Raw genomic sequence first — 17,872 nt, 5'->3', positions numbered from 1 at the left:
ATGACCTACGTCGTCGTCTCTCTCGACCGATCCGGCAGCGGACCCCTTCTGCGCGCCCTGCGCGGGGCACGATTACTTCCTCCGCTCGTTCACCCGTGGGGATCGCACCACGCCTACGAAGAGCTGCTGACCGAACCGCGGTCGCTGGCGATCCTCGACGTACCGGACGAGCGGTGGAGACCCGGCCTCGAGCATCGCGTCGGACTGCTGCGCCGGCTGGCGCCCGTCATAGCGCTCGTACCCGAAGGCACCGATGCCGCCGACCTCCTCGACGCCGGAGCCGACAACGTCCTGACCCGGAACATGCCGATCCAGGAACTGGTCGCACGGCTGGCAACAGAACGGCGCTCACTGGCCACGGCGACGCCCGTGCCCCACAGCCAGGGCTCCCTGCCGGCCTCCATGCTTCCCCATCACGGTTCGCAGAGACTGCTCCTGCGTCTGCTGCTGAGGGATGGACGGCCGTGGTGCTGCCACGATCTGAGCCGACTGCTGGGCACCGCCGAACAGCCCTTGAACCGTGCGGCCCTGCGCGCCCGGCTCGACAGGCTGAGTTCCTGTCTGGAGCCCCTGGGACTGGCCCTGACCAGGTCCGGCGCCTGGAAACGGCTCTCCTACACGGTCGTACCCTCGGCAGGAGACCGGGCCACAGTCCGGCCATGACACTTCGTCAGCCCGCCGGTGCCTGGCCGTGGGGACGGCGCTCCGCCTGGTGCCGGGTGGCGTGGAGGGAGCCGAGGAGGCCCAGGGCGTGGGCGCTGGGGCTGCCCGGTTCGGCGTGGTAGATGACGAGTTGCTGGCCGGGGGCATCGCGTACGTCGAACGCCTGGTACGTCAGGGTGAGTCGGCCGACGTCCGGGTGGAGGAAATGCTTGGCGTCCTGGGTCTTGCCGCGCACGTCGTGTGCGTTCCACAGGCGGGTGAAGTCCGCGCTGTGCTCGGTGAGGCCGCGGACGAGTTCGCGTAGCCGGGGGTTGTCGGGGTCGAGTCCTGCCGCCTGGCGCAGATTGGCCACGGTGGCCTGGGCCGTCCTGTTCCATTCCGGGTAGAAGATGCGATGCGCGGGATCGAGGAACGCCATCCGGGCCAGGTTGTCCGCCGGCTCGAAGGGGGAGTACAGGGCATCGGTCAGGGCATTGGCGGCGAGGATGTCCAGCGTCCGGTTGATCACGAACGCCGGGGTGTTCGGGTATCCGTCCATCAGCTGGCGCAGCGCCGGACCGACCCTGTCGGGGGAGTGGACGGACGGCTGGTCGCTGGGAGTCGCCCCGGCCAGCCGGAACAGATGGGCGCGGGCGTCCGGGTCGAGGCGCAGCGCGCGGCTGAGGGCGTCGAGCACTTGGGGTGAGGGGTGGCGTTCGCGGCCCTGTTCCAGGCGGGTGTAGTAGTCGGCGTTCACACCGGCGAGAACGGCGACCTCCTCACGGCGCAGTCCGGCGACGCGTCGGACCCCGTAGCTCGCCATGCCGACGTCCTCCGGCCGCAGGCCCGCCCGCCGCGCGCGAAGGAAGTCTCCCAAGTGGTTGTCAGCCATGCGTTCAGGCTAGGCGGCGGCCCGGCGCGCTGCCTGGGTGTGTCGCACCCAGGCAGCAGGCGTCCTGGTTGACGGTCGCCGACCTGCCCAGACTCGGTGGCGCAGGAGACAACCGCACCGATGGACGACAGGAGTCCGCCATGGCAAGGACCGCTGACCGCGACCACGCCGACGACAGCGTCGACGTGGTCGGGATGTGGGTGACCGCGGACGGTCACATACGCCAGGAGCTGCGCCCGGACGGCCGCTACGACGAAGCCCGCGGCGACCGGCGCAGCGCGTACACCGGCCGGTACACGGTGACCGGCAGCCACCTGGACTACGTCGACGACACCGGGTTCACCGCGACGGGCGACATCCGCGACGGCGTGCTCTATCACGAGCACCTCGTCCTCCACCGGCAGGAGAAGCAGGCATGACGAACGAAGAAGCAGGCATGACGAACACGGCCAAGGTCGTCCTGGTCACCGGCGCGAGCAGCGGCATCGGTGAGGCAACGGCCCTGCGGCTGGCCGCCGACGGCCACCGTCTCTTCCTGGGCGCGCGGCGCACCGACCGTCTGGAGGAACTGGTCTCCAAGATCACCGCCGAGGGCGGCAGTGCGGCGTACCGGCCGCTGGATGTCACGGACGCCGCCGACGTACGCGCCTTCGTGTCCGCCGCCCGGGAGCGCTGGGGTCGGGTGGACGTGATGGTCAACAACGCCGGGGTGATGCCGCTTTCGCCGCTCGCGGCACTGAAGGTCGACGAGTGGGACCGGATGATCGACGTGAACGTCCGCGGTGTGCTCCACGGCATCGCTGCGGCCCTGCCGATGATGCGGGAACAGGGTGGCGGGCAGTTCGTGAACGTCGCGTCGGTCGGCGCGTACGAGGTGGTGCCCACCGCCGCGGTGTACTGCGCCACCAAGTTCGCCGTACGCGCGATCTCCGAGGGGCTGCGCCAGGAGTCGCCCGGTGACATCCGGGTCAGCGTTGTCTCCCCGGGCGTCACCGAGTCCGAACTCGCCGACTCCATCTCCGACCCGCGGGCCCGTGACGACATGAAGGCCTACCGCGCGGTGGCCATCCCGGCCTCCGCGATCGCGGACGCCATCGCCTTCGCCGTCAGCCGGCCCGCCGAGGTCGACGTGAACGAGATCGTGGTACGGCCCGCCGCGAGTGTGCACTGAGCGCTTCGCTGGGGGCGCGGTTCGAAGCTGCGGGTTTCGTCGTGGCTGGTCGCGCAGTTCCCCGCGCCCCTAAGGGGCGCGGTCGCTCCCCCGGTGACGCCCAAGTGCCGCAGCGAGTGCGGTGAGATGGTCGGAGACGGGCCCCAGGGTGAGGAGCCCGCTCCCGGCTCCGGCCAACTCATCGGCCGCGGGCGTCAGTTCGGTGTGGGCGCGCTCCATCATGTCCCGGTCGCCGACGGCGATGGCTGCTCGCCCGGTCAGGCACCACAGTGCTTCGAGGAGCAGGTCGCGCGGCGGGTCCGGGATCGTGCGCAGCGCCGCCGCGGCCTCGTCGGGTCGGCCCTGGTCCAGCAGGATCAAGGGGCGGACCCAGGGTTCGTACGGACCCCAGTCGATGTCGTCGTCGTGGTGGTCGTCGTGGTCGACGGCCGTGACGGGACGCCCCTGCCGCACACGCAGGCTCAGGAGCGCGAGCGGGAGCAGGCCGCGCTGCAGTCCGGGCATGCCGGCACCGTCCAGCCGCGTGGCCGCGCCGCGGTACGCGGCCTCCGCCTCGGCATGCGCTCCAGTCGCGGCGAGGCGCAGCGCTGCGTACCACTGCGTGAACACGCCCACCAGCGGCAGCTCGTTGCGCTCGGCGAGACGGTCCGCGGCCGCCGCGTGCCGGTCCGCGCCGGTGAAGTCGGCGAGTGCGCTGCGGGCTTGGAGACGTACGAGGTGGCCGAGTACCTCGTACGTGACCAGGCCGTGTCGTGCGGACAGTTCGATCAGCTCGGCGCCGATCGCGTCGCGGCGCGGAGCCAGACCCGCGCGGTGGAAGGTCTGCATGAACCGGCCGTTGAGGGCGAAGGCGAGCAGCGTGGGATCGTCCAGACGGCGGGCGATTTCCTCGGCCTGTCGCGCGGCCTGCAGACCGCGGGCCATGGGGACGTCCTCACTCGTGGAGACCGTGGAGACCGTGGGGAGTGTGCCGCGTGACTCCACGGCGATCGTGGCCAGCAGTCGAGCCCGGGCCGCCTCGTGCCCGGTGGGCGGGAGTGCGGTCAGGGTGCGCTCGGCCGCCGCGACGACGTGTCCGGCCTGTTCCGGGTCGTCGAGGCGGGTCCAGATCGCCGGGACGTCGTAGATTCCGATCACCCGGGCGGTCAGTTCCGGGTCTCCCAGTTGCTCGGCCGCCGTGACGGCCGCCACCCGCTGCCCGCGGGCCGCATGCAGGCCGCTGCCGCCCCCGGTCACGGAGAGATCGCGCAGCAGCCCCACCGTCGACTCCAGCCGGGCGCGGGAGCCGGAGGGCACGGTGCGCTCGTAGGCGGCAGCCGCCTGAGCCCACACGTGTTCGGCGGTCGGCCCGGTGTCGAGGTGGCCGGCCTGGTGGAGGATGTCCGACTCCAGGCCGCGCAGTCTCCGGCCCGGGTCCACGCCGAGTTGTTCGGTCAGCAGGGTGCGTGCCCGGCGGAGTACGGCGAGGGCGTCGGCCTGGCGGCCGGTGCGGTACAGGGCCAGCACGAGGAGACGCCAGGCGTCCTCGCGCCAGGGGTGTTCGGTCACGTGCGCGTCGAGGTCCGGCACCGCCTCGGCCGCCTGGCCCAGGGCCAGCAGCGCCTCGGCCCGGCGTTCCACGGCGTGCAGGCGCAGTTCGGTCAGCCGGGAGCGCTCGGCGCGAACCCAGGTCTCGTCGGCGAAGTCGGCGTAGGCGGGGCCGCGCCACCGTTCCAGTGCCTGCGTCAGTCCGGCTGCCTTCTCGGCCGCGGGCGCCGCCGCGGCGGCGGCCACCTCCCGCTCGAAAGCCCAGGCGTCGACCGCGTCCTGGTCGGCCCGCAGGACGTACCCGGGCCCCTCGGTGACCAGGAGCCGGGCCGGGGCCCGCGGCCCACGCTTCGGCTCCAGCGCACGGCGCAGCGCGGACACGAAGGTACGTACCGCTCCTACGGCGTTGGGCGGCGGGTCCGGCCACAGGTCCTCGACGAGGCGGGTCACCGGGACCACGCGACGACGGGCGACGATCAGCCTGGCCAGAACCGCCCGGTGCCGTGGGCCCTTCAGGGCGATCGGCTCCCCGGCGTCGTCCCGGGCCACGACCGGACCCAGCACTCCGAACTCGACCCGCACGCCCTCGACCGCCCTTTCCGACCTCGCCCGGGGCCACGTTATAGCGCGCTGACCAGATGCTCATTCGCCGCCCACAGGCTGAAGGCATCGATACGGCCTGGCGGCTCGGACACCGCCTCGAACGAGAGCAGCACACCATGGCACCGACCCTTCCCGACTTCGACTACCAGCGCGTTCCTGTCGCCGATGGCGTTGCCCTCAACGTCGCCGTCGGTGGCTCCGGCAGCCCGGTCGTTCTGCTGCACGGCTTCCCGCAGACTCACCTGATGTGGCGGCACGTCGCCGCCGATCTCGCGAACGACCACACCGTGATCTGCCCCGATCTGCGCGGTTACGGAGCCAGTGACAAGCCCGTGGAGACAGGCCCCGACGTCTACGCCAAGCGCACCATGGCCGCCGACGTCGTCGCCCTGGCCCGCGCGCTCGGCCACGAGCGGTTCGCGCTGGCCGGCCATGACCGCGGTGCCCTCGTCGCCTTCCGCGCCGGCCTCGACCATCCCGCCGCGATCAGCCACCTGGCCTGCCTCGACGTACTGCCCACCATCGACATGTGGGAGGCGATGCACGGCACCACCGCGGCCGTCGGCTTCCACCTCTACCTGATGGCGCAGCCGCCCGGCCTGCCCGAGCGGATGATCACCGCCTCAGCGGACGCCTTCTTCGGCCACTTCCTCGACCTGTGGGCAGGCGACCCGCGGTCGATCCCGGCCGACATCCGCGCCGCCTACCTGGACGCCTGCCGCTCCGCGGTGCCCTCGATCGTGGCCGACTACCGGGCCTCCGCCGGTATCGACGTCGACCATGACCGCGCCGACCGGGCGTCCGGCAACACGTTGCGGATGCCGGTCAGCGTCCTCCAGCAGGACTGGGGCGCCGCCCTCGGCTTCGACGCCGCCGCCCTGTGGCGGGCGTGGGCGCCCGACCTGCATCACACCACGGTCACCTGCGGCCACTTCATGGCCGAAGAAGCCCCTGCGGACATCACCAAGGCCCTCCGCGACCTCCTCACCCGCTGAGCGTCAACTGGTCTGCCTGGTCGCGGAGTTGCTCCTGGCCCACGCGGTCGGCCGGAGCCCGGCGCGGAGATCCGCGTGCAGTGCAGCGATCACCGAGCACACCGTCGGCATGGCCACCAGCGGAAGAAGCAGCAGGGCCACGGCAGTCGGCGTGATCAGGACCAGCACCCCGGTGATGTACACGTTGTCGCCGCTGATCCACAGCATCGCGAGACCTGCCGGGTGAGCGAGGGGAGTCGCGGCGTACCGCAGCAGCGTGAAGACGAGCGCGACGGCGACCGTGACCAGCAGGCAGATGCCGTACGTCTTCCCCCGCGAGCCACGGGTCAGCGACCAGGAGCGGCGCAGTGCCGCCCTCGGCGAAGCCTTTTCCGTCACTGCCGCGGCGGTCGCCAGGGAGAGGCGGAAACCGAGGAGAAGGCCGAGGCCCGCGATGGCGAACGGCAACACCCAGCCCACCAGCCGGTATTGCATGCTCGCGGTGCCATGGAGCGGAGTGGGCTCGACTCCGGGAATCATGCGACCGTCGGCCAAGGACCACAAGACGAAACCGAGAAAGGCCACACCGCCGACGCACAGCCCGGTCAGTACCTGCACGCCGAACGCGGCGGGCAGGTGCGGGCGCGTGCGCTGCCACAACTCGCGCACGCCCAGGCTTTCGCGGTTGCTGAGGGCATGGGAGACGGCGACCGCGTGCGCGGTGTGCAACAGGGTGAGGACGAGTGCGGCGAGGACGAGCAGCAGGGACACGACGACGGCACCGGCACTGAGCAACGAGTGCCAGTTACCGTCGTACGTCACCACGGTCACGATTCCACAGCCGACGACGACCGTCACAGCGGTCACGGCGAGGGCAAAACCGTACAGAAGTGGCAACCTACCGAAGGCCGCTGCCCAGTTGGTCGGCCAGGCAGGCCAGGTACAGGGCCATGGTGGTCCGGTGCTCACGCAGGGGACGGCCGGTGATCTGCTCGATCTTGTTCATCCGGTAGACGACTGTGTTGCGGTGGATGTGCAGGGCCGCGGAGGCTCGTACGAGGTTGAAGCCGTTCTCGCACCAGGCGGTGATCGTGTCGCGGAGCACCGGCCAGTCCGACTGGGCGCGCAGATCCGCCGCGGTGAGCTCCAGCAGGCGGTTGCGGGCGGGCTGGCCCACCGCCGCAAGGACCTGGTGGACCCGCAGATCGGTGATCAGGTGGACGGGGGAGTCCCCGGCCACACGGGTCCCGAGGCGGAGCGCGTCGCATGCGTCCTGGTAGGAGTTGTGCAGGCCGCCGACGGAGGAGGCGGGTTCGCCGATCCCCGCGCGGGCGGTGAGACCGTCCTGCACGGCGATGACATCGGTGATCCGCCGGCAGTCGGCGACCAGAGAGGTCACCGGACGGCGGGCCGGGAGCCGGTGCAGTACGCCGATCCAGCCAGGAGCCGTGGTGGCGACGATGTCCTGGGGGTCGGCGAAGACCTCCCGGACCGTGCGGAGCAGTTCCGAGCGCACCAGCGCCATGTCCCGGGTCGGCGCGCCCTGGCGGCGGGCGCCCGCGCCGGGCACGGTCACCTCGAAGGCCACCGCGACCCGTTGCAGCCGCAGGTCGAAGCCCAGCTCGGCGGCCCGGAACAGGAGGAACTCGCCTTCCACGACATGAGGGTCGTACGAGGCGATGTCGGCGAGCAGTTTCTCGGCCGCCCGCTCGGCGAGCAGACGGGAGCGCAGCATCACCGACTCCCGGAGCAGGATCTCCGTCTGGCGCTTCACCAGGAGGCCGAAGCGACGCACTTGGGCGGGCGTGCCCGTGATCCCGACCGTTCCCACCGCGTGCCCGTCCGTGACCAGCGGCAGGGTGACCCCGGGGCGTACCCCGCGGAGTCGATGAGCCTGTGACGCGCTGTGCGTGGCGGGCTCCTTGGTGCGGATCACCTCGACGGACGCCTCGTGAAAGGTGCCGACCCGGCTGCTGTCGCCGCTGCCGATGACCGTGCCCTCCGCATCGGTGATCAGCACGTTGAAACCGATGACCGCGGAGGTGTCCCCGGCGATCTCCTGTGCGAGTGACGGGCTCAGCACGAACGTTCCTCCCGCCGAGGGGATGGTTCGGAGATTGGACGCACCGTACAGTGCGTCGAGCGATTTCGGCCACAAGTTCAGACGAAGTGACCGGTGACGTACGGCGAGCCTGTCCATAACGTATGGGCCCTGTCACATCCCCCGCCGGGGCACAACGCGGTGAACGGCGGACTCCTTCAGCGCCAATACGGAAGGCCAAGCCGATGACCCGTGTGCGTTCACTTGTTGCCGCTTTGTCCGCGACACTCCTGCTTTCGGCCACCGCTGCCTGTGGCTCGGACAGCGACGACGAACCGACGAACGTGTCCGCGAAGACCGCCGCGTTGGGCACGCTCAAGCCCGGCGTGATCAAGGTGGCCGTCCAGCCGTACGCGCCCTACACCAGTGTCCAGGGCGACAAGATCGTCGGACTCGACGGCGACATCCTCAACTACGCGGCCGAGAAGCTGGGCCTGAAGGTCGAGCCCCAGGTGACGGACTTCGCCGGCATGCTGGCCGGGGTGCAGTCCCGTCGGGTGGACATCACCATCGGCGGTGTCGCCTGGTCCGCCGAACGCCAGAAGCAGGGGCTGTTCACCGATCCGCCCTACTACTCGCCGCCCGCGATGGCCGTCAGAAACGGCAAGACCTACAAGACCGTCGACGACCTGAAGGGCCTGGAACTGGGCACGGTCGAGGGCTACGTGTGGGTCAAGTCGATCCAGGCCGTGCCCGACTCCAAGCTGCACGCCTACCCCGACGCCAACGGCGTGTTCGACGACCTCGGCGCGGGCCGGGTCGATGTCGGCTTCCTCGACCCGCTGATCATCATCGCGGCGCAGAAGGAACGGCCGGAGCTGAAGATCGAGACCCAGTACATGACGCCCCCGACCGCCGAACAGGTCAAGGCGAAGCCCGCGTACGAGTACTTCCAGCCGTACCAGACCGGCTTCTACCTCCCGAAGAAGGCCACCAAGCTGGAGAAGGCGATCTCCGAGCAGATCGACGCCATGTACGAGAACGGCGAGATGGAGAAGCTCGTCAAGAAGTACGGCGGCGACCCCGAGCAGTTCCTCAAGCCCGACGCCGCCGTCGCCACCGCTCGCCAGGGCGTCGACCGGCCCGCCGACTGGACGCCCCCGTCCATCGCGAAGTAAGGGGCTGACGTGTCCGATCTCTTCCAAGTCCCCTGGTCCGACTACCAGTCCGACCTGATCGACGCGCTCTGGCGCACCATCTCCTACACGGTGGTCAGCTTCATCGGCGCGGTGCTGCTCGGCCTGGCGGTGGCCCTGCTCAGGCTGAGCAAGGCCTGGCCAGCCCGCGCCGTCGCGGCCGTCTACACCGAGGTGTTCAAGAACATCCCGCTGCTGGCCATCATCTTCCTGGCCTACTTCGGCCTGGCCTCGGCCGGCCTCAAGCTCGACGTGTTCACGGCCGGATGCGTCAGCCTGATCGTCTTCTACGCCGCCTACCTGTCCGAGATCTTCCGCTCCGCGATCAGCGGGGTGCACGCCGGGCAGACGGAGGCGGGGGAGGCGCTGGGTCTCGGCAAGGCGGGCATCTTCGGCCACATCGTCCTGCCGCAGGCCGTCCGGCAGGCCCTGCCCGGCACCAACACCTTTCTGGTCGACCTGCTGAAATCCACCTCGCTGCTGGTCACCGTCTCCGCCGCCGAGCTGATGTCCGAGGGGCGGCTGATCACCTCGTCCACCTTCCGGGCCCTGGAGGTGTACCTGGTCATCTCGGCCATCTACTTCGCGCTCTGCTACCCGCTCTCCCAGCTCCTCCTGCTGCTGGAGCGCAAAGTACGCGCGGGCGTCCCCCTGTCCCCCTGGCGAAGGCGGCGCATGCGGGCCGCTCGTGAACTGCTCGCGGCCGATCTCACAGTCGCCGTCGACCGGAAGACCGACCCGAAGGCCGACCGGAAGGAGGCGGCGGTATGACCGAGCCCGTCACCACAGCGAAGACGCTTGTACCGGCCCCCACCGACGCGGTCGTACGGATCGAGGGACTGAGCAAGTCCTTCGACGGCCGCCTGGTCCTCGACAACGTGAACCTGGAGGTCGACCGCGGCCAGATCGTCAGCGTCATCGGGCAGAGCGGCGGCGGCAAGACGACCCTGATGCGCTGCGTCAACCTGCTGGAACGGCCGGACGCAGGCACGGTCGAGGTCGCCGGGGAAGTGGTTCACAACGGCGGCAGGATGGTCTGCCGCGACCTGCCCCGGCTGCGCCGCACCGTCGGCATGGTCTTCCAGCGGTTCAACCTGTTCCCGCATCTCACCGCCGTGGAGAACGTCGTCCTGGCACAGCGCAAGGCGGGTGTCCCGGAGCAGGAGGCGCTGGAGCGGGCCGTCGCGCTGCTGCGCCGGGTCGGGGTGGCCCACCGCGGCCTCGCCCAGCCCGAACAGCTCTCCGGCGGTGAGCAGCAGCGCGTCGCCATCGCGCGGGCGCTCGCGCTCAAGCCGGAGGTGCTGCTCTTCGACGAGCCCACGTCCTCCCTGGACCCCGAGGCCACCCGGGAGGTACTGAGCGTGATGCGCGAACTCGCCGCGGACGGAATGACGATGATGCTGGTCACCCACGAACTGCCCTTCGCCCGCGAGGTGTCCGACCACGTCGTCTTCGTCGACGGCGGACGGATCGTGGAGGAGGGCAGGCCGCAGGACGTCATCGACAGCCCCGCCCAGGCCCGGACCCGGGAGTTCCTCTCCTCGTACGGGTCCACGTCATGACCGGTGCGTCCGGAACGGCGGGTCCGCTCGGCGAGAGCCCCGTCGTGGTCGTCGGGGGCGGCGTCATAGGACTGTGCACGGCCTACTACCTGGCCGCGGCCGGTCTGCCGGTGGAGGTCGTCGAGCGGCGCGGTCTGGGCTCCGGGGCGTCCCGGGGCAACGCGGGATGGGTCTGCCTGAGCCATTCCACGCCTGTCCCGGCGCCCGGAGTCGTGCGCTACGCCCTCCGCTCGCTGGGACAGCCGGACTCGCCGCTCTATCTGCGACCTCTTCCGGACCCGGCGTTCGTACGGTGGCTGTGGCGCTTCTGGCGCAGCAGCACACCATCCGCGTTCCGGCGCGGTTACGCGGCGATCGCCGAGCTGAACCGCGACACCTTCGACCTCTTCGACGGCCTGCGCGAGAACGGGGTCGCCACGACGCTGACCCGGCCCGGCATGGTGCACGCGTTCCTTTCGCCGGCCGAGGCCCGCCACCATCTCGCGATCCAGCGGGAGATGGCGGACGGCCGTTACCCGATGCCCGACGACGTCACCACGGGGTCCGAGGCGCATCTGCTGGACGACGCGCTGTCGCCCGGGGTGCGCGCCGCGTACCTGGTGGAGGGGGAGGGCGTGGTCGATCCGGAGGCGTTCGCCCACGGGTTGGGGGAGGCGCTCGCCGAGGCGGGGGTGAAGGTCCATGAGCACGCGGAGGCCACCGGGTTCCGGTCGGCCGGAGGGCGTATCACCGCGCTGCGGACCACCCAGGGCGAGATTCCCTGCGCGGCCGTCGTCGTCGCGGCCGGAATGCACTCCCCACAGCTGCTGCGCTCTCTGGGACAGCCGCTGCCGCTCCAGGCGGGCAAGGGCTACAGCTTCTCGGTGAACCTGGATCCGGCGCCCCGGCACACGCTGTACTTCGGCGAGCGCAGGGCCGTCGCCTCACCGATCGGCGGCACCACGCGGATCGGCGGCACGATGGAGCTGAGCGGCAACAACAACCGTCTCGACTGGCGCCGTATCGTCGCCGTCGCCCTCGCGAGCCGGCACTACCTGGGCCGCTGGTTCGACGATCCGGACGACCTGGTCGGCCTGATCCGGGATCCCTGGGTCGGCGGGCGGCCGTTCCTGCCCGACGGACTCCCGGTCATCGACCGCGTCCCGGGGCACGACAACGCCTTCGCGGCCACCGGCCACGGCATGCTCGGCGTCACGCTCGGCCCGGCGACCGGGCACAAGCTCGCCGAGTACATCCGCACCGGCCGGCGTCCCGAAGCCCTTGCGCCCTTCCGTTTCGACCGGCTCCGCCGCTGAGGCCTGAGGCCGGGCGTGGCGTGGTCGAGGACGTCACCCTCCCCCGAAGGCGACGTCCTCGACCGCTCCCCCGGTGCCGGAATATGGTCTGTGTGTCCGTCGATCTGGCACCGTGTTCATTCCGTCACCAGCACATGACCGCTGTCTCTCCAGAGCCCCAGGTGGAGTAGAGGCGCACGCGGACGAAGTAGCGGCGGCCCTTGACGAGCCGGACTTTGACGTGGGCGTTGTGCGGTGTGCCACCGTCGTCCTCGCCGGAGAGGTAGCGGGGTTCGCCACCGATCTCCTCGAAGACCACGACGACGGTGTCGCTCTCTCCGAAGACGCCCACGGTGTAGTCGCGGGTCTCCGGCGGTTCGATGGTCAGGTCGGCCTGGTCGACGGGGCCGAGGCGGAGCGGCACCGAACGGAACGGCACCAGCGCGGTCAGCTGAGGAATGTCGGCCGGCGGATACCAGCGGAGGGCGAACTCCTTGTCGGCGGGGGAGAGGACACCGGGTGGATTCAGTCCGCCCCGGTACTGCTCGGGTTCCAGGATCAGACCCGACTCGAAGGGGTACTCCATGATCGACTGCGGGTCCCAGGCGGAGCCGTTGACTTCGTCCGAGTCGAGCTTGCGCAGGATGTTGTAGTACGTCGTGTCCCGGCTCCAGAAGTTCGGCGCCCCCGCCAGGTCGGCATAGACGGCTTCGTCGTCCCAGTGGATGCCCGCGAACGAACTCTGGTGCTCATGGAGCATGCCGAGGGCGTGGCCGATCTCGTGCAGGGCCGTCGCCCGCTTCCCGGGCGCGGTCAGGTCCCACCCGAAGTTCATGGTGCGCTCGCCGCGGCCGACCCAGAGCGCGTCCCGGCCCACCATGGAGTACGAGCCGTCACCGAGCTGGAACCCGATGCGCAGCTCCGCCTCCGACCGGTCGCCGACCTCGACGAACGTGAGTCCGAGACCGAGGTCCTGCCACTCCTGGAAGCACTCCCGTACGACGTCCTGCTGATCCTTGGCACCCGTCCACGACACCCATCGCGACTCGTCGGTCCCCGGGACGGCGATGACGGATCCGTCGGTGTCACGGTCGAAGAAGCAGTAGTGCAGAACGGTGCCGTTCACCCACATCAGGCGACCGGACATGAGCGCACCGAGTCGCTCGGCGGTCAGCCCCGGTGCGAAGGACGGGGCCGGCTGCCGCGGAAGCGAGCAGTAGCGTGCGGTCATGTGCACAGGCTGCCGCCGGCCGGCAGTCGGGCGCCTGAGTCGAGGGGTACTCAAGTCGTCGTGTATCAGGGGTGAGTAGCCCGGCTCTTGTGTACGTGATGACTTTCGAACGGGACGCGAAAACCCTGGAACTGCCCTGGCCGTTCACCGGACGTGAAGCCGAACTGGAGCTGATCCGCCGGTCGTACGCCGCCGGACGGCACGGCATCGTGGTGACCGGACCCGCGGGTTGCGGCAAGACCCGGCTCGTCACGGAGGCCGTCCGCGACACCGGCTGCGCGAAGGTGACCGGGACGCCCGAGACCCGGCAGCTGCCCTTCGCGGCGTTCGCGCACCTCCTTCCGGAGACGGTCTCACTGCACCGCGCCGTACAACTGCTGGCAGACGTACGCCTGCTGCTCGTGGACGACGCGCACCTGCTGGACGACGCGTCGGCCGCACTGGTCCACCAGCTGGCCGTACACGGGCGTACCCGTCTGCTCGTCGTAGCGACGGACGGCGCACCGGCCCCCGGTGCGATCTCCCGGCTGTGGACGGGAGAGCTGCTGCCGCGCCTCGGCCTGGAGCCGCTGCCGCGTGAGGACGTGGCACAGCTGGTGGCGGCGGGCGCCGGCGGTGCGGCGGAGCCGCTCACCGTGGACCGGCTGCACCGGCTGTGCCAGGGGGATCTGCGGCTTCTGCGGGAACTGCTGGGCACGTTGCGCCGACGCGGACTGCTGACCCGGGTGTCCGACGAGTGGGCATGGCGGGGCCCGGTGCCGGTCACCGCGACCGTCCGCGAACGGACCGTGCAGGCCCTCGACCGGCCACACCCGGACGAACTCGCGATCCTCGAACGGCTCGCTTTCAGCGAACCGCTGCCGCTCGACGCCGGCGAACTGGACCTGCGGGTACTCGAACTCCTCGAGGCGCAGGGGCTTGTGGACATCGACGACCGCTCCGCCGTCCGCCTCGCGCATCCCCTGCACGGCCCGGTGCTGCGTTCCGGGGCCGGGCAACTGCGGGCCAGGCGGCTGACCCGTACGCCGTCCCGGTGCGGACCGGCTCTCTACGCGGAGGGCGCTGCCCTCGCGCAACGGATCGAGCAGGCCGACGTACGGGATGTGCCGACGCCCGTCGGGGACTGGCTGGCCGGGGAGGGTGCGGGCCCGGAGGGCTCGGTGCCGGCCGAGTACGCGGTGGTGCGAGCCCGGTTCTCACGGCTGCGCGGAGAGCTGCGCGAGGCGGTGGCGTGGGCGCGGGAAGGCCTGCGCAATGCCCCCGACGATCCGTCCTTCCGTGCCGAACTGGCCCTGTCCGAAGCACAGTTGGGCAATGTGACGGTCGCCCACGACGTGCTGGCGGGTCATCCGGCACCCGGCCGGGCGGACACCTGGCTGAGGGCCGCCCGAGGTGACACGAGCGGAGCGCTCGAGTCGATCACCGGGGACGGCGCCTTCGCCCTGTACGACGCGGTGCGTCTCGGCGCGCCGGCCCTGGTCGCGGACCGGCTCGCCCGGCTTCCCGGAGAGCCCGCGGCGTTGCTGGCCCTTCATGCGGACGCTCTCGTCCGAGGGGACGGTCATGCCCTGGACCGGGCGGCCGAACGACTGGAGCAGCGCGGCTTCCTGCTCTTCGCGGCCGAAGCGCGCGCCCAAGCCGCGTCGGCCCACCACGACCCGCGGGCCGCCCGCATGTCGCGTTCGCGCGCCGTGACGCTGGCACGGCGGTGCCAGGGAGCCCGCACTCCGGCGCTGTCCGGCCTTGTCCTGGGCGAACTCACGGCCCGGCAACGGCAGATCGTCACACTCGCGGCCGCAGGGCTGAGCAACCGGCAGATAGCGGAGCAGCTGACCCTCTCGATCCGTACCGTCGGCAACCACCTGTACAGCGCCTACGCCCGGCTCGGCACCGGCGATCGCGGCGCACTGCCCTGGTTGTTGGACGTCCCGGACGGCGCGGGCCTGCGGGACACGCGGTCGGCCTGACGCGGGCCCGGGTGACGGGACCAGCGCCCCGTTAGGGGCGCGGGGAACTGCGCGACCAGCCACGGACGGCCCGCACCTTCCGTACTGCACTTCCCGCGGAGCGCGCGCGGCCGACCGCGTCGCGGGCGTCAGGCCGCGCCGAACGCGGCGAACGCCCACCCGGTGGCCTGGTGCACCGCGTCGCCCGGCAGCGAAGCACGCGCGTCGCGCAACGCCTCGGCCAGGGACAGGCCGGAGCTCAGCCCCTTGTGCAGCGCGAGCATCAACGGCACCACCGTGGCATCGTTGACGGGCGCGCTGCTCGCCACGATCCCCGCCGTGCCCAGCGGCAGCAGGGCGGTGACCAGTCCGAGCACCTCGTCGGCGCCGACCGACGCGAGCTGGCCGGTGTCGCAGCTGGACAGGATGATCCGGTACGGGCTGCGGTCGAGGCGCTCGAAGTCGTGCACGATGAGCGGGCCGTCGGCCATCCGCAGTGCCGAGAACAGCGGGCTGTCCGCGCGGAACGTACCGTGTGCGGCGATGTGGGCGAGCACGGCGCCGTCGAGCGAGTCCAGCACGCGAGGTACCCGGGCCTCGTCGCCTTCCAGCACGGTCGTACTGCCGTACCGGTCGGCCAGTTCGGGCACCTCGGCGCCGCCGGTCGCCAGGCCCGGGCCGCGGACCAGTACATGCCCTCCGTCCGGTGGGGGCTCGGTCTCGACGGCGCGCAGCCAGCTGCTCGCCGACGGCGAGACACTCAGGACGCGCTCCCGGAGCGAGGGCAGCAGTGCCCACGGCACGCGGTGCAGCATGGCCGGCGGCACCACCACGACCGGGCCGGAGCCCAGCCGGGATGCGGCCGCGCCCAGGAGCAGTTCCTCCAGCCGCCGGCCCGCGGCCTCGAGCACCTTGAGCCTGCCCTCCGCCCCGGGATGGGCCAGCCGTCGCAGTCCGGCCTGTACGTGTTCGGCCTCGGCCACCGCGTCCGCGAGCAGACCGGCCTCGAAGCGCCGTACGCGTCCCTCACCGCAGAGCAGCACCTGCACCCGGCCGTCGAGCACGGCGATCTCGATCAGCCGCCCGCCGTCCAGCCGCTCCAGCAGCCTGCCGGGATCGAACCGGTGCCCGTCGCCGGGGGCCTCACCGCGCATGTGCAGGGTCCGGGAACGTATCTCGCGTTCCAGGCGGCGCTGTTCACGCTCCAGGGCGGGCACCGGCCGGCCGTCGACGCGGGCCGCCTCCGCCCGGGCGGCGATCTCCCGGAAGGCGGTGAGGCTCCGCAGCAGGGCCGGATCGGCGGGCGGACGGGTGGGCGGCGCGGAGAGCACCGTGGCCCGCCAGCGCTCGCTCCAGACGAGCAGCCGCCGCGGGCCGCCGGAGACCAGGCTCGCCCGCTGGGCCAGGGAGGCGAGTTCCGCGCCCTGCGCGGTGGCCCGGGCGCGCAGTTCGGAGGCACCGAGCGTCATCCGGTGGTCGTCGAGCACGTCGAGACCGCGTCGGCAGGCCTCCAGCATGCCCCGGCCGGAGCCGGCGGCCTGGGCCCGGAGCGCCTGCGCGGCCCACCCCGTCATCCGTGCCAGGGGCGGCCCGCTCCGCCGGCTGCGCGCGGCGACGGCCAGATGCCGCTCGGCATCGGCGGTCCAGCCCAGGGTCAGCGCGATCCGTCCCGCGAGCAACGACGCCTCGGGTGCGGCCGGCGAGCCGCAGGCGGCCAGCCGCTCGGCCACGGCAGCGGCATCGGCGACCATCCGCCCCGAGGTACGCCCGGCCGCCACCCGCGCTTCGATCAGCACCAGTTGGGCGTGCGTCTCCCACCAGGCGCGGCGCTGGCCGGCGAAGAGGCGTACCGCCACGGCCGCCCGGGCGATCGCGGTCTGCGGATCGCCCGCCAGCCGGGCGGCGCGGGCGGCGGCCAGCAGCAGCTCCGCCTTGCGGGTGGTCTGGCCGCCGATGCTCTCGAGCACGCGGATCGCCGCGTCGGCCTCGGCGAGCGCCTCGGGCGCGAGGCCGGCGGCCATCAGGACCTCGCAACGCCGGATGTAGAACACGAACATAGGGGTGCCGAGCTTCGCGTACCGCTCCTCGGCCTCGTCGAACAGACGCAGCGCGGCGGGAATGTCGCCCGACCGGAAAGCGGCCAGGGCACGGCTCTCGACCACGTCGGCCTTGTCGTGCTCCTGGCCGGTGGTGTCCCACAGCCGCTCCGCCGCGGTGAAGTCGGCATCGGCCCGTTCCACCGCACCCAGCGCGAGGTGCACGGTGGCGCGCAGGGTCAGGGCGCGCGCCGTCCAGATCACGTCGCCCGCCTGCCGCAGCACGGGCGTCGCCCGGCGTACGTCGTCCAGCGCCTCGCGATGATGGCCCAGCACCCACCACACGTACGCCCGGCGGTACAGGACGCGGGCGCGGGTGTGCCCGGTGCCCCGCGCGACGCCCCGCTCGAACGCGGCCAGGCCCTGTCGCGTACGACCGGCGTGCACCAGCGCCACCCCGAGCGTGCCGAGGACATCCGCCTCCCGGTCGGCCGATCCCGCGCGCGCCGCGAGGTCGCGGGCGCGCCGCAGATGCGGCAGGGCGATACGGAGATCGCCGAAGTCACGCTGCCACATACCGATCACCTGGTGGGCGACGGAGGCGTGCAGCGGCGAAGGATCGGCGTCGAGTACCGCCTCCGCCCTCGCCAGCGCGTCGTTGGGGCGGGCGAACACCATCGGGAGCAGATCGAGAATCGGGTCGCTTCCGCCTGTCACCTCTCGGATGGTAGGGGCCGGGCCCTACGGCAGACAGGTTTGGCGCTGTATCAATCGACC

15 protein-coding genes are annotated in these 17,872 nt (G+C 71.6%); 9 read left to right on the top strand and 6 right to left on the bottom strand.

All coding sequences use genetic code 11. The annotated features are described in order from the left end of the window. Window positions 1–663, top strand: coding sequence for a response regulator transcription factor (locus G5C60_RS05775; protein WP_165255176.1), 663 nt, complete (start codon window positions 1–3; stop codon window positions 661–663). A 7-nt stretch (window positions 664–670) separates the two neighbouring features. Here the strand turns inward: G5C60_RS05775 and G5C60_RS05770 are convergent, their stop codons facing one another. Further along, entirely contained in the window at window positions 671–1,534 is an 864-nt protein-coding gene (locus tag G5C60_RS05770) for a helix-turn-helix transcriptional regulator (protein WP_165255174.1), read from the bottom strand. A 140-nt stretch (window positions 1,535–1,674) separates the two neighbouring features. Here G5C60_RS05770 and G5C60_RS05765 point away from each other — a divergent pair, with 140 nt between their 5' ends. Then, window positions 1,675–1,953 (top strand): Atu4866 domain-containing protein, encoded by a 279-nt coding sequence (locus G5C60_RS05765; RefSeq protein WP_165255172.1) that lies wholly within the window; start codon window positions 1,675–1,677, stop codon window positions 1,951–1,953. 17 nt (window positions 1,954–1,970) lie between these two features. Beyond that, window positions 1,971–2,705 (top strand): SDR family oxidoreductase, encoded by a 735-nt coding sequence (locus G5C60_RS05760; RefSeq protein ID WP_165255259.1) that lies wholly within the window; start codon window positions 1,971–1,973, stop codon window positions 2,703–2,705. A gap of 69 nt (window positions 2,706–2,774) precedes the next feature. Here G5C60_RS05760 and G5C60_RS05755 read toward each other — a convergent pair whose 3' ends face one another. Then, window positions 2,775–4,814: a BTAD domain-containing putative transcriptional regulator gene (locus G5C60_RS05755; RefSeq protein ID WP_165255170.1), complete on the bottom strand. Its 2,040-nt coding sequence runs from the start codon at window positions 4,812–4,814 to the stop codon at window positions 2,775–2,777. A gap of 137 nt (window positions 4,815–4,951) precedes the next feature. On the opposite strand from G5C60_RS05755, the gene G5C60_RS05750 reads away from it, so the two are divergent. Then, window positions 4,952–5,830 (top strand): alpha/beta fold hydrolase, encoded by an 879-nt coding sequence (locus tag G5C60_RS05750; RefSeq protein WP_165255167.1) that lies wholly within the window; start codon window positions 4,952–4,954, stop codon window positions 5,828–5,830. Between the two features lie 3 nt (window positions 5,831–5,833). On the opposite strand, the gene G5C60_RS05745 is transcribed toward G5C60_RS05750, so the two are convergent. Both G5C60_RS05745 and G5C60_RS05740 read right to left on the bottom strand, forming a co-directional pair. Continuing rightward, complete coding sequence (locus G5C60_RS05745) at window positions 5,834–6,676, bottom strand: hypothetical protein (protein WP_338145704.1); 843 nt, start codon at window positions 6,674–6,676, stop codon at window positions 5,834–5,836. A 31-nt stretch (window positions 6,677–6,707) separates the two neighbouring features. Further along, window positions 6,708–7,892, bottom strand: coding sequence for a sugar diacid recognition domain-containing protein (locus tag G5C60_RS05740; RefSeq protein WP_165255161.1), 1,185 nt, complete (start codon window positions 7,890–7,892; stop codon window positions 6,708–6,710). Window positions 7,893–8,125: 233 nt separating this feature from the next. On the opposite strand from G5C60_RS05740, the gene G5C60_RS05735 reads away from it, so the two are divergent. From G5C60_RS05735 to G5C60_RS05720, 4 genes are read left to right on the top strand one after another with little or no spacing between them, the layout of a single operon-like run. Continuing rightward, entirely contained in the window at window positions 8,126–9,028 is a 903-nt protein-coding gene (locus tag G5C60_RS05735) for a substrate-binding periplasmic protein (RefSeq protein WP_241266531.1), read from the top strand. A 9-nt stretch (window positions 9,029–9,037) separates the two neighbouring features. Continuing rightward, window positions 9,038–9,817 carry an amino acid ABC transporter permease gene (locus G5C60_RS05730; RefSeq protein ID WP_338145703.1) on the top strand — a complete coding sequence of 260 codons (780 nt, stop codon included), beginning with the start codon at window positions 9,038–9,040 and terminating at the stop codon, window positions 9,815–9,817. After that, window positions 9,814–10,608: an amino acid ABC transporter ATP-binding protein gene (locus G5C60_RS05725; RefSeq protein ID WP_165255156.1), complete on the top strand. Its 795-nt coding sequence runs from the start codon at window positions 9,814–9,816 to the stop codon at window positions 10,606–10,608. Before G5C60_RS05730 ends, G5C60_RS05725 begins: the two co-directional genes overlap by 4 nt. After that, on the top strand, window positions 10,605–11,903 hold the full coding sequence (locus G5C60_RS05720) for an NAD(P)/FAD-dependent oxidoreductase (protein WP_206439127.1): 1,299 nt from the start codon (window positions 10,605–10,607) through the stop codon (window positions 11,901–11,903). The genes G5C60_RS05725 and G5C60_RS05720 overlap by 4 nt, the downstream gene beginning before the upstream one ends. Before the next feature lie 124 nt (window positions 11,904–12,027). On the opposite strand, the gene absR1 is transcribed toward G5C60_RS05720, so the two are convergent. Then, a complete protein-coding gene (absR1, locus tag G5C60_RS05715; RefSeq protein ID WP_165255153.1) occupies window positions 12,028–13,113 on the bottom strand; it encodes a beta-glucuronidase AbsR1 in 1,086 nt (361 codons plus the stop codon). 98 nt (window positions 13,114–13,211) lie between these two features. On the opposite strand from absR1, the gene G5C60_RS05710 reads away from it, so the two are divergent. After that, window positions 13,212–15,080 carry a LuxR family transcriptional regulator AbsR2 gene (locus G5C60_RS05710; protein ID WP_165255151.1) on the top strand — a complete coding sequence of 623 codons (1,869 nt, stop codon included), beginning with the start codon at window positions 13,212–13,214 and terminating at the stop codon, window positions 15,078–15,080. 128 nt (window positions 15,081–15,208) lie between these two features. Here the strand turns inward: G5C60_RS05710 and G5C60_RS05705 are convergent, their stop codons facing one another. Next, the gene (locus G5C60_RS05705) at window positions 15,209–17,812 is read right to left on the bottom strand and encodes a CHAT domain-containing protein (protein ID WP_165255147.1); all 2,604 of its coding nucleotides are present in this window, start codon (window positions 17,810–17,812) and stop codon (window positions 15,209–15,211) included. Window positions 17,813–17,872: the final 60 nt, after the last annotated feature.

Source organism: Streptomyces scabichelini (assembly GCF_011045015.1).
In the GTDB taxonomy this organism is placed as follows: Bacteria; Actinomycetota; Actinomycetes; order Streptomycetales; family Streptomycetaceae; genus Streptomyces; species Streptomyces scabichelini.
The sequence above is the reverse complement of the archived record's forward strand: the minus strand, read 5'-3'. Positions and strand labels throughout refer to the sequence as shown.

Excerpts from the sequence above, each read along its gene's own strand:
- G5C60_RS05775 (WP_165255176.1), top strand. The coding sequence starts at position 1 with ATGACCTACGTCGTCGTCTCTCTCGACCGATCCGGCAGCGGACCCCTT.
- G5C60_RS05770 (WP_165255174.1), bottom strand. The coding sequence starts at position 1,534 with ATGGCTGACAACCACTTGGGAGACTTCCTTCGCGCGCGGCGGGCGGGC.
- G5C60_RS05725 (WP_165255156.1), top strand. The coding sequence starts at position 9,814 with ATGACCGAGCCCGTCACCACAGCGAAGACGCTTGTACCGGCCCCCACC.
- absR1 (WP_165255153.1), bottom strand. The coding sequence starts at position 13,113 with ATGACCGCACGCTACTGCTCGCTTCCGCGGCAGCCGGCCCCGTCCTTC.
- G5C60_RS05710 (WP_165255151.1), top strand. The coding sequence starts at position 13,212 with ATGACTTTCGAACGGGACGCGAAAACCCTGGAACTGCCCTGGCCGTTC.
- G5C60_RS05760 (WP_165255259.1), top strand. The coding sequence starts at position 1,971 with ATGACGAACACGGCCAAGGTCGTCCTGGTCACCGGCGCGAGCAGCGGC.
- G5C60_RS05720 (WP_206439127.1), top strand. The coding sequence starts at position 10,605 with ATGACCGGTGCGTCCGGAACGGCGGGTCCGCTCGGCGAGAGCCCCGTC.
- G5C60_RS05765 (WP_165255172.1), top strand. The coding sequence starts at position 1,675 with ATGGCAAGGACCGCTGACCGCGACCACGCCGACGACAGCGTCGACGTG.
- G5C60_RS05750 (WP_165255167.1), top strand. The coding sequence starts at position 4,952 with ATGGCACCGACCCTTCCCGACTTCGACTACCAGCGCGTTCCTGTCGCC.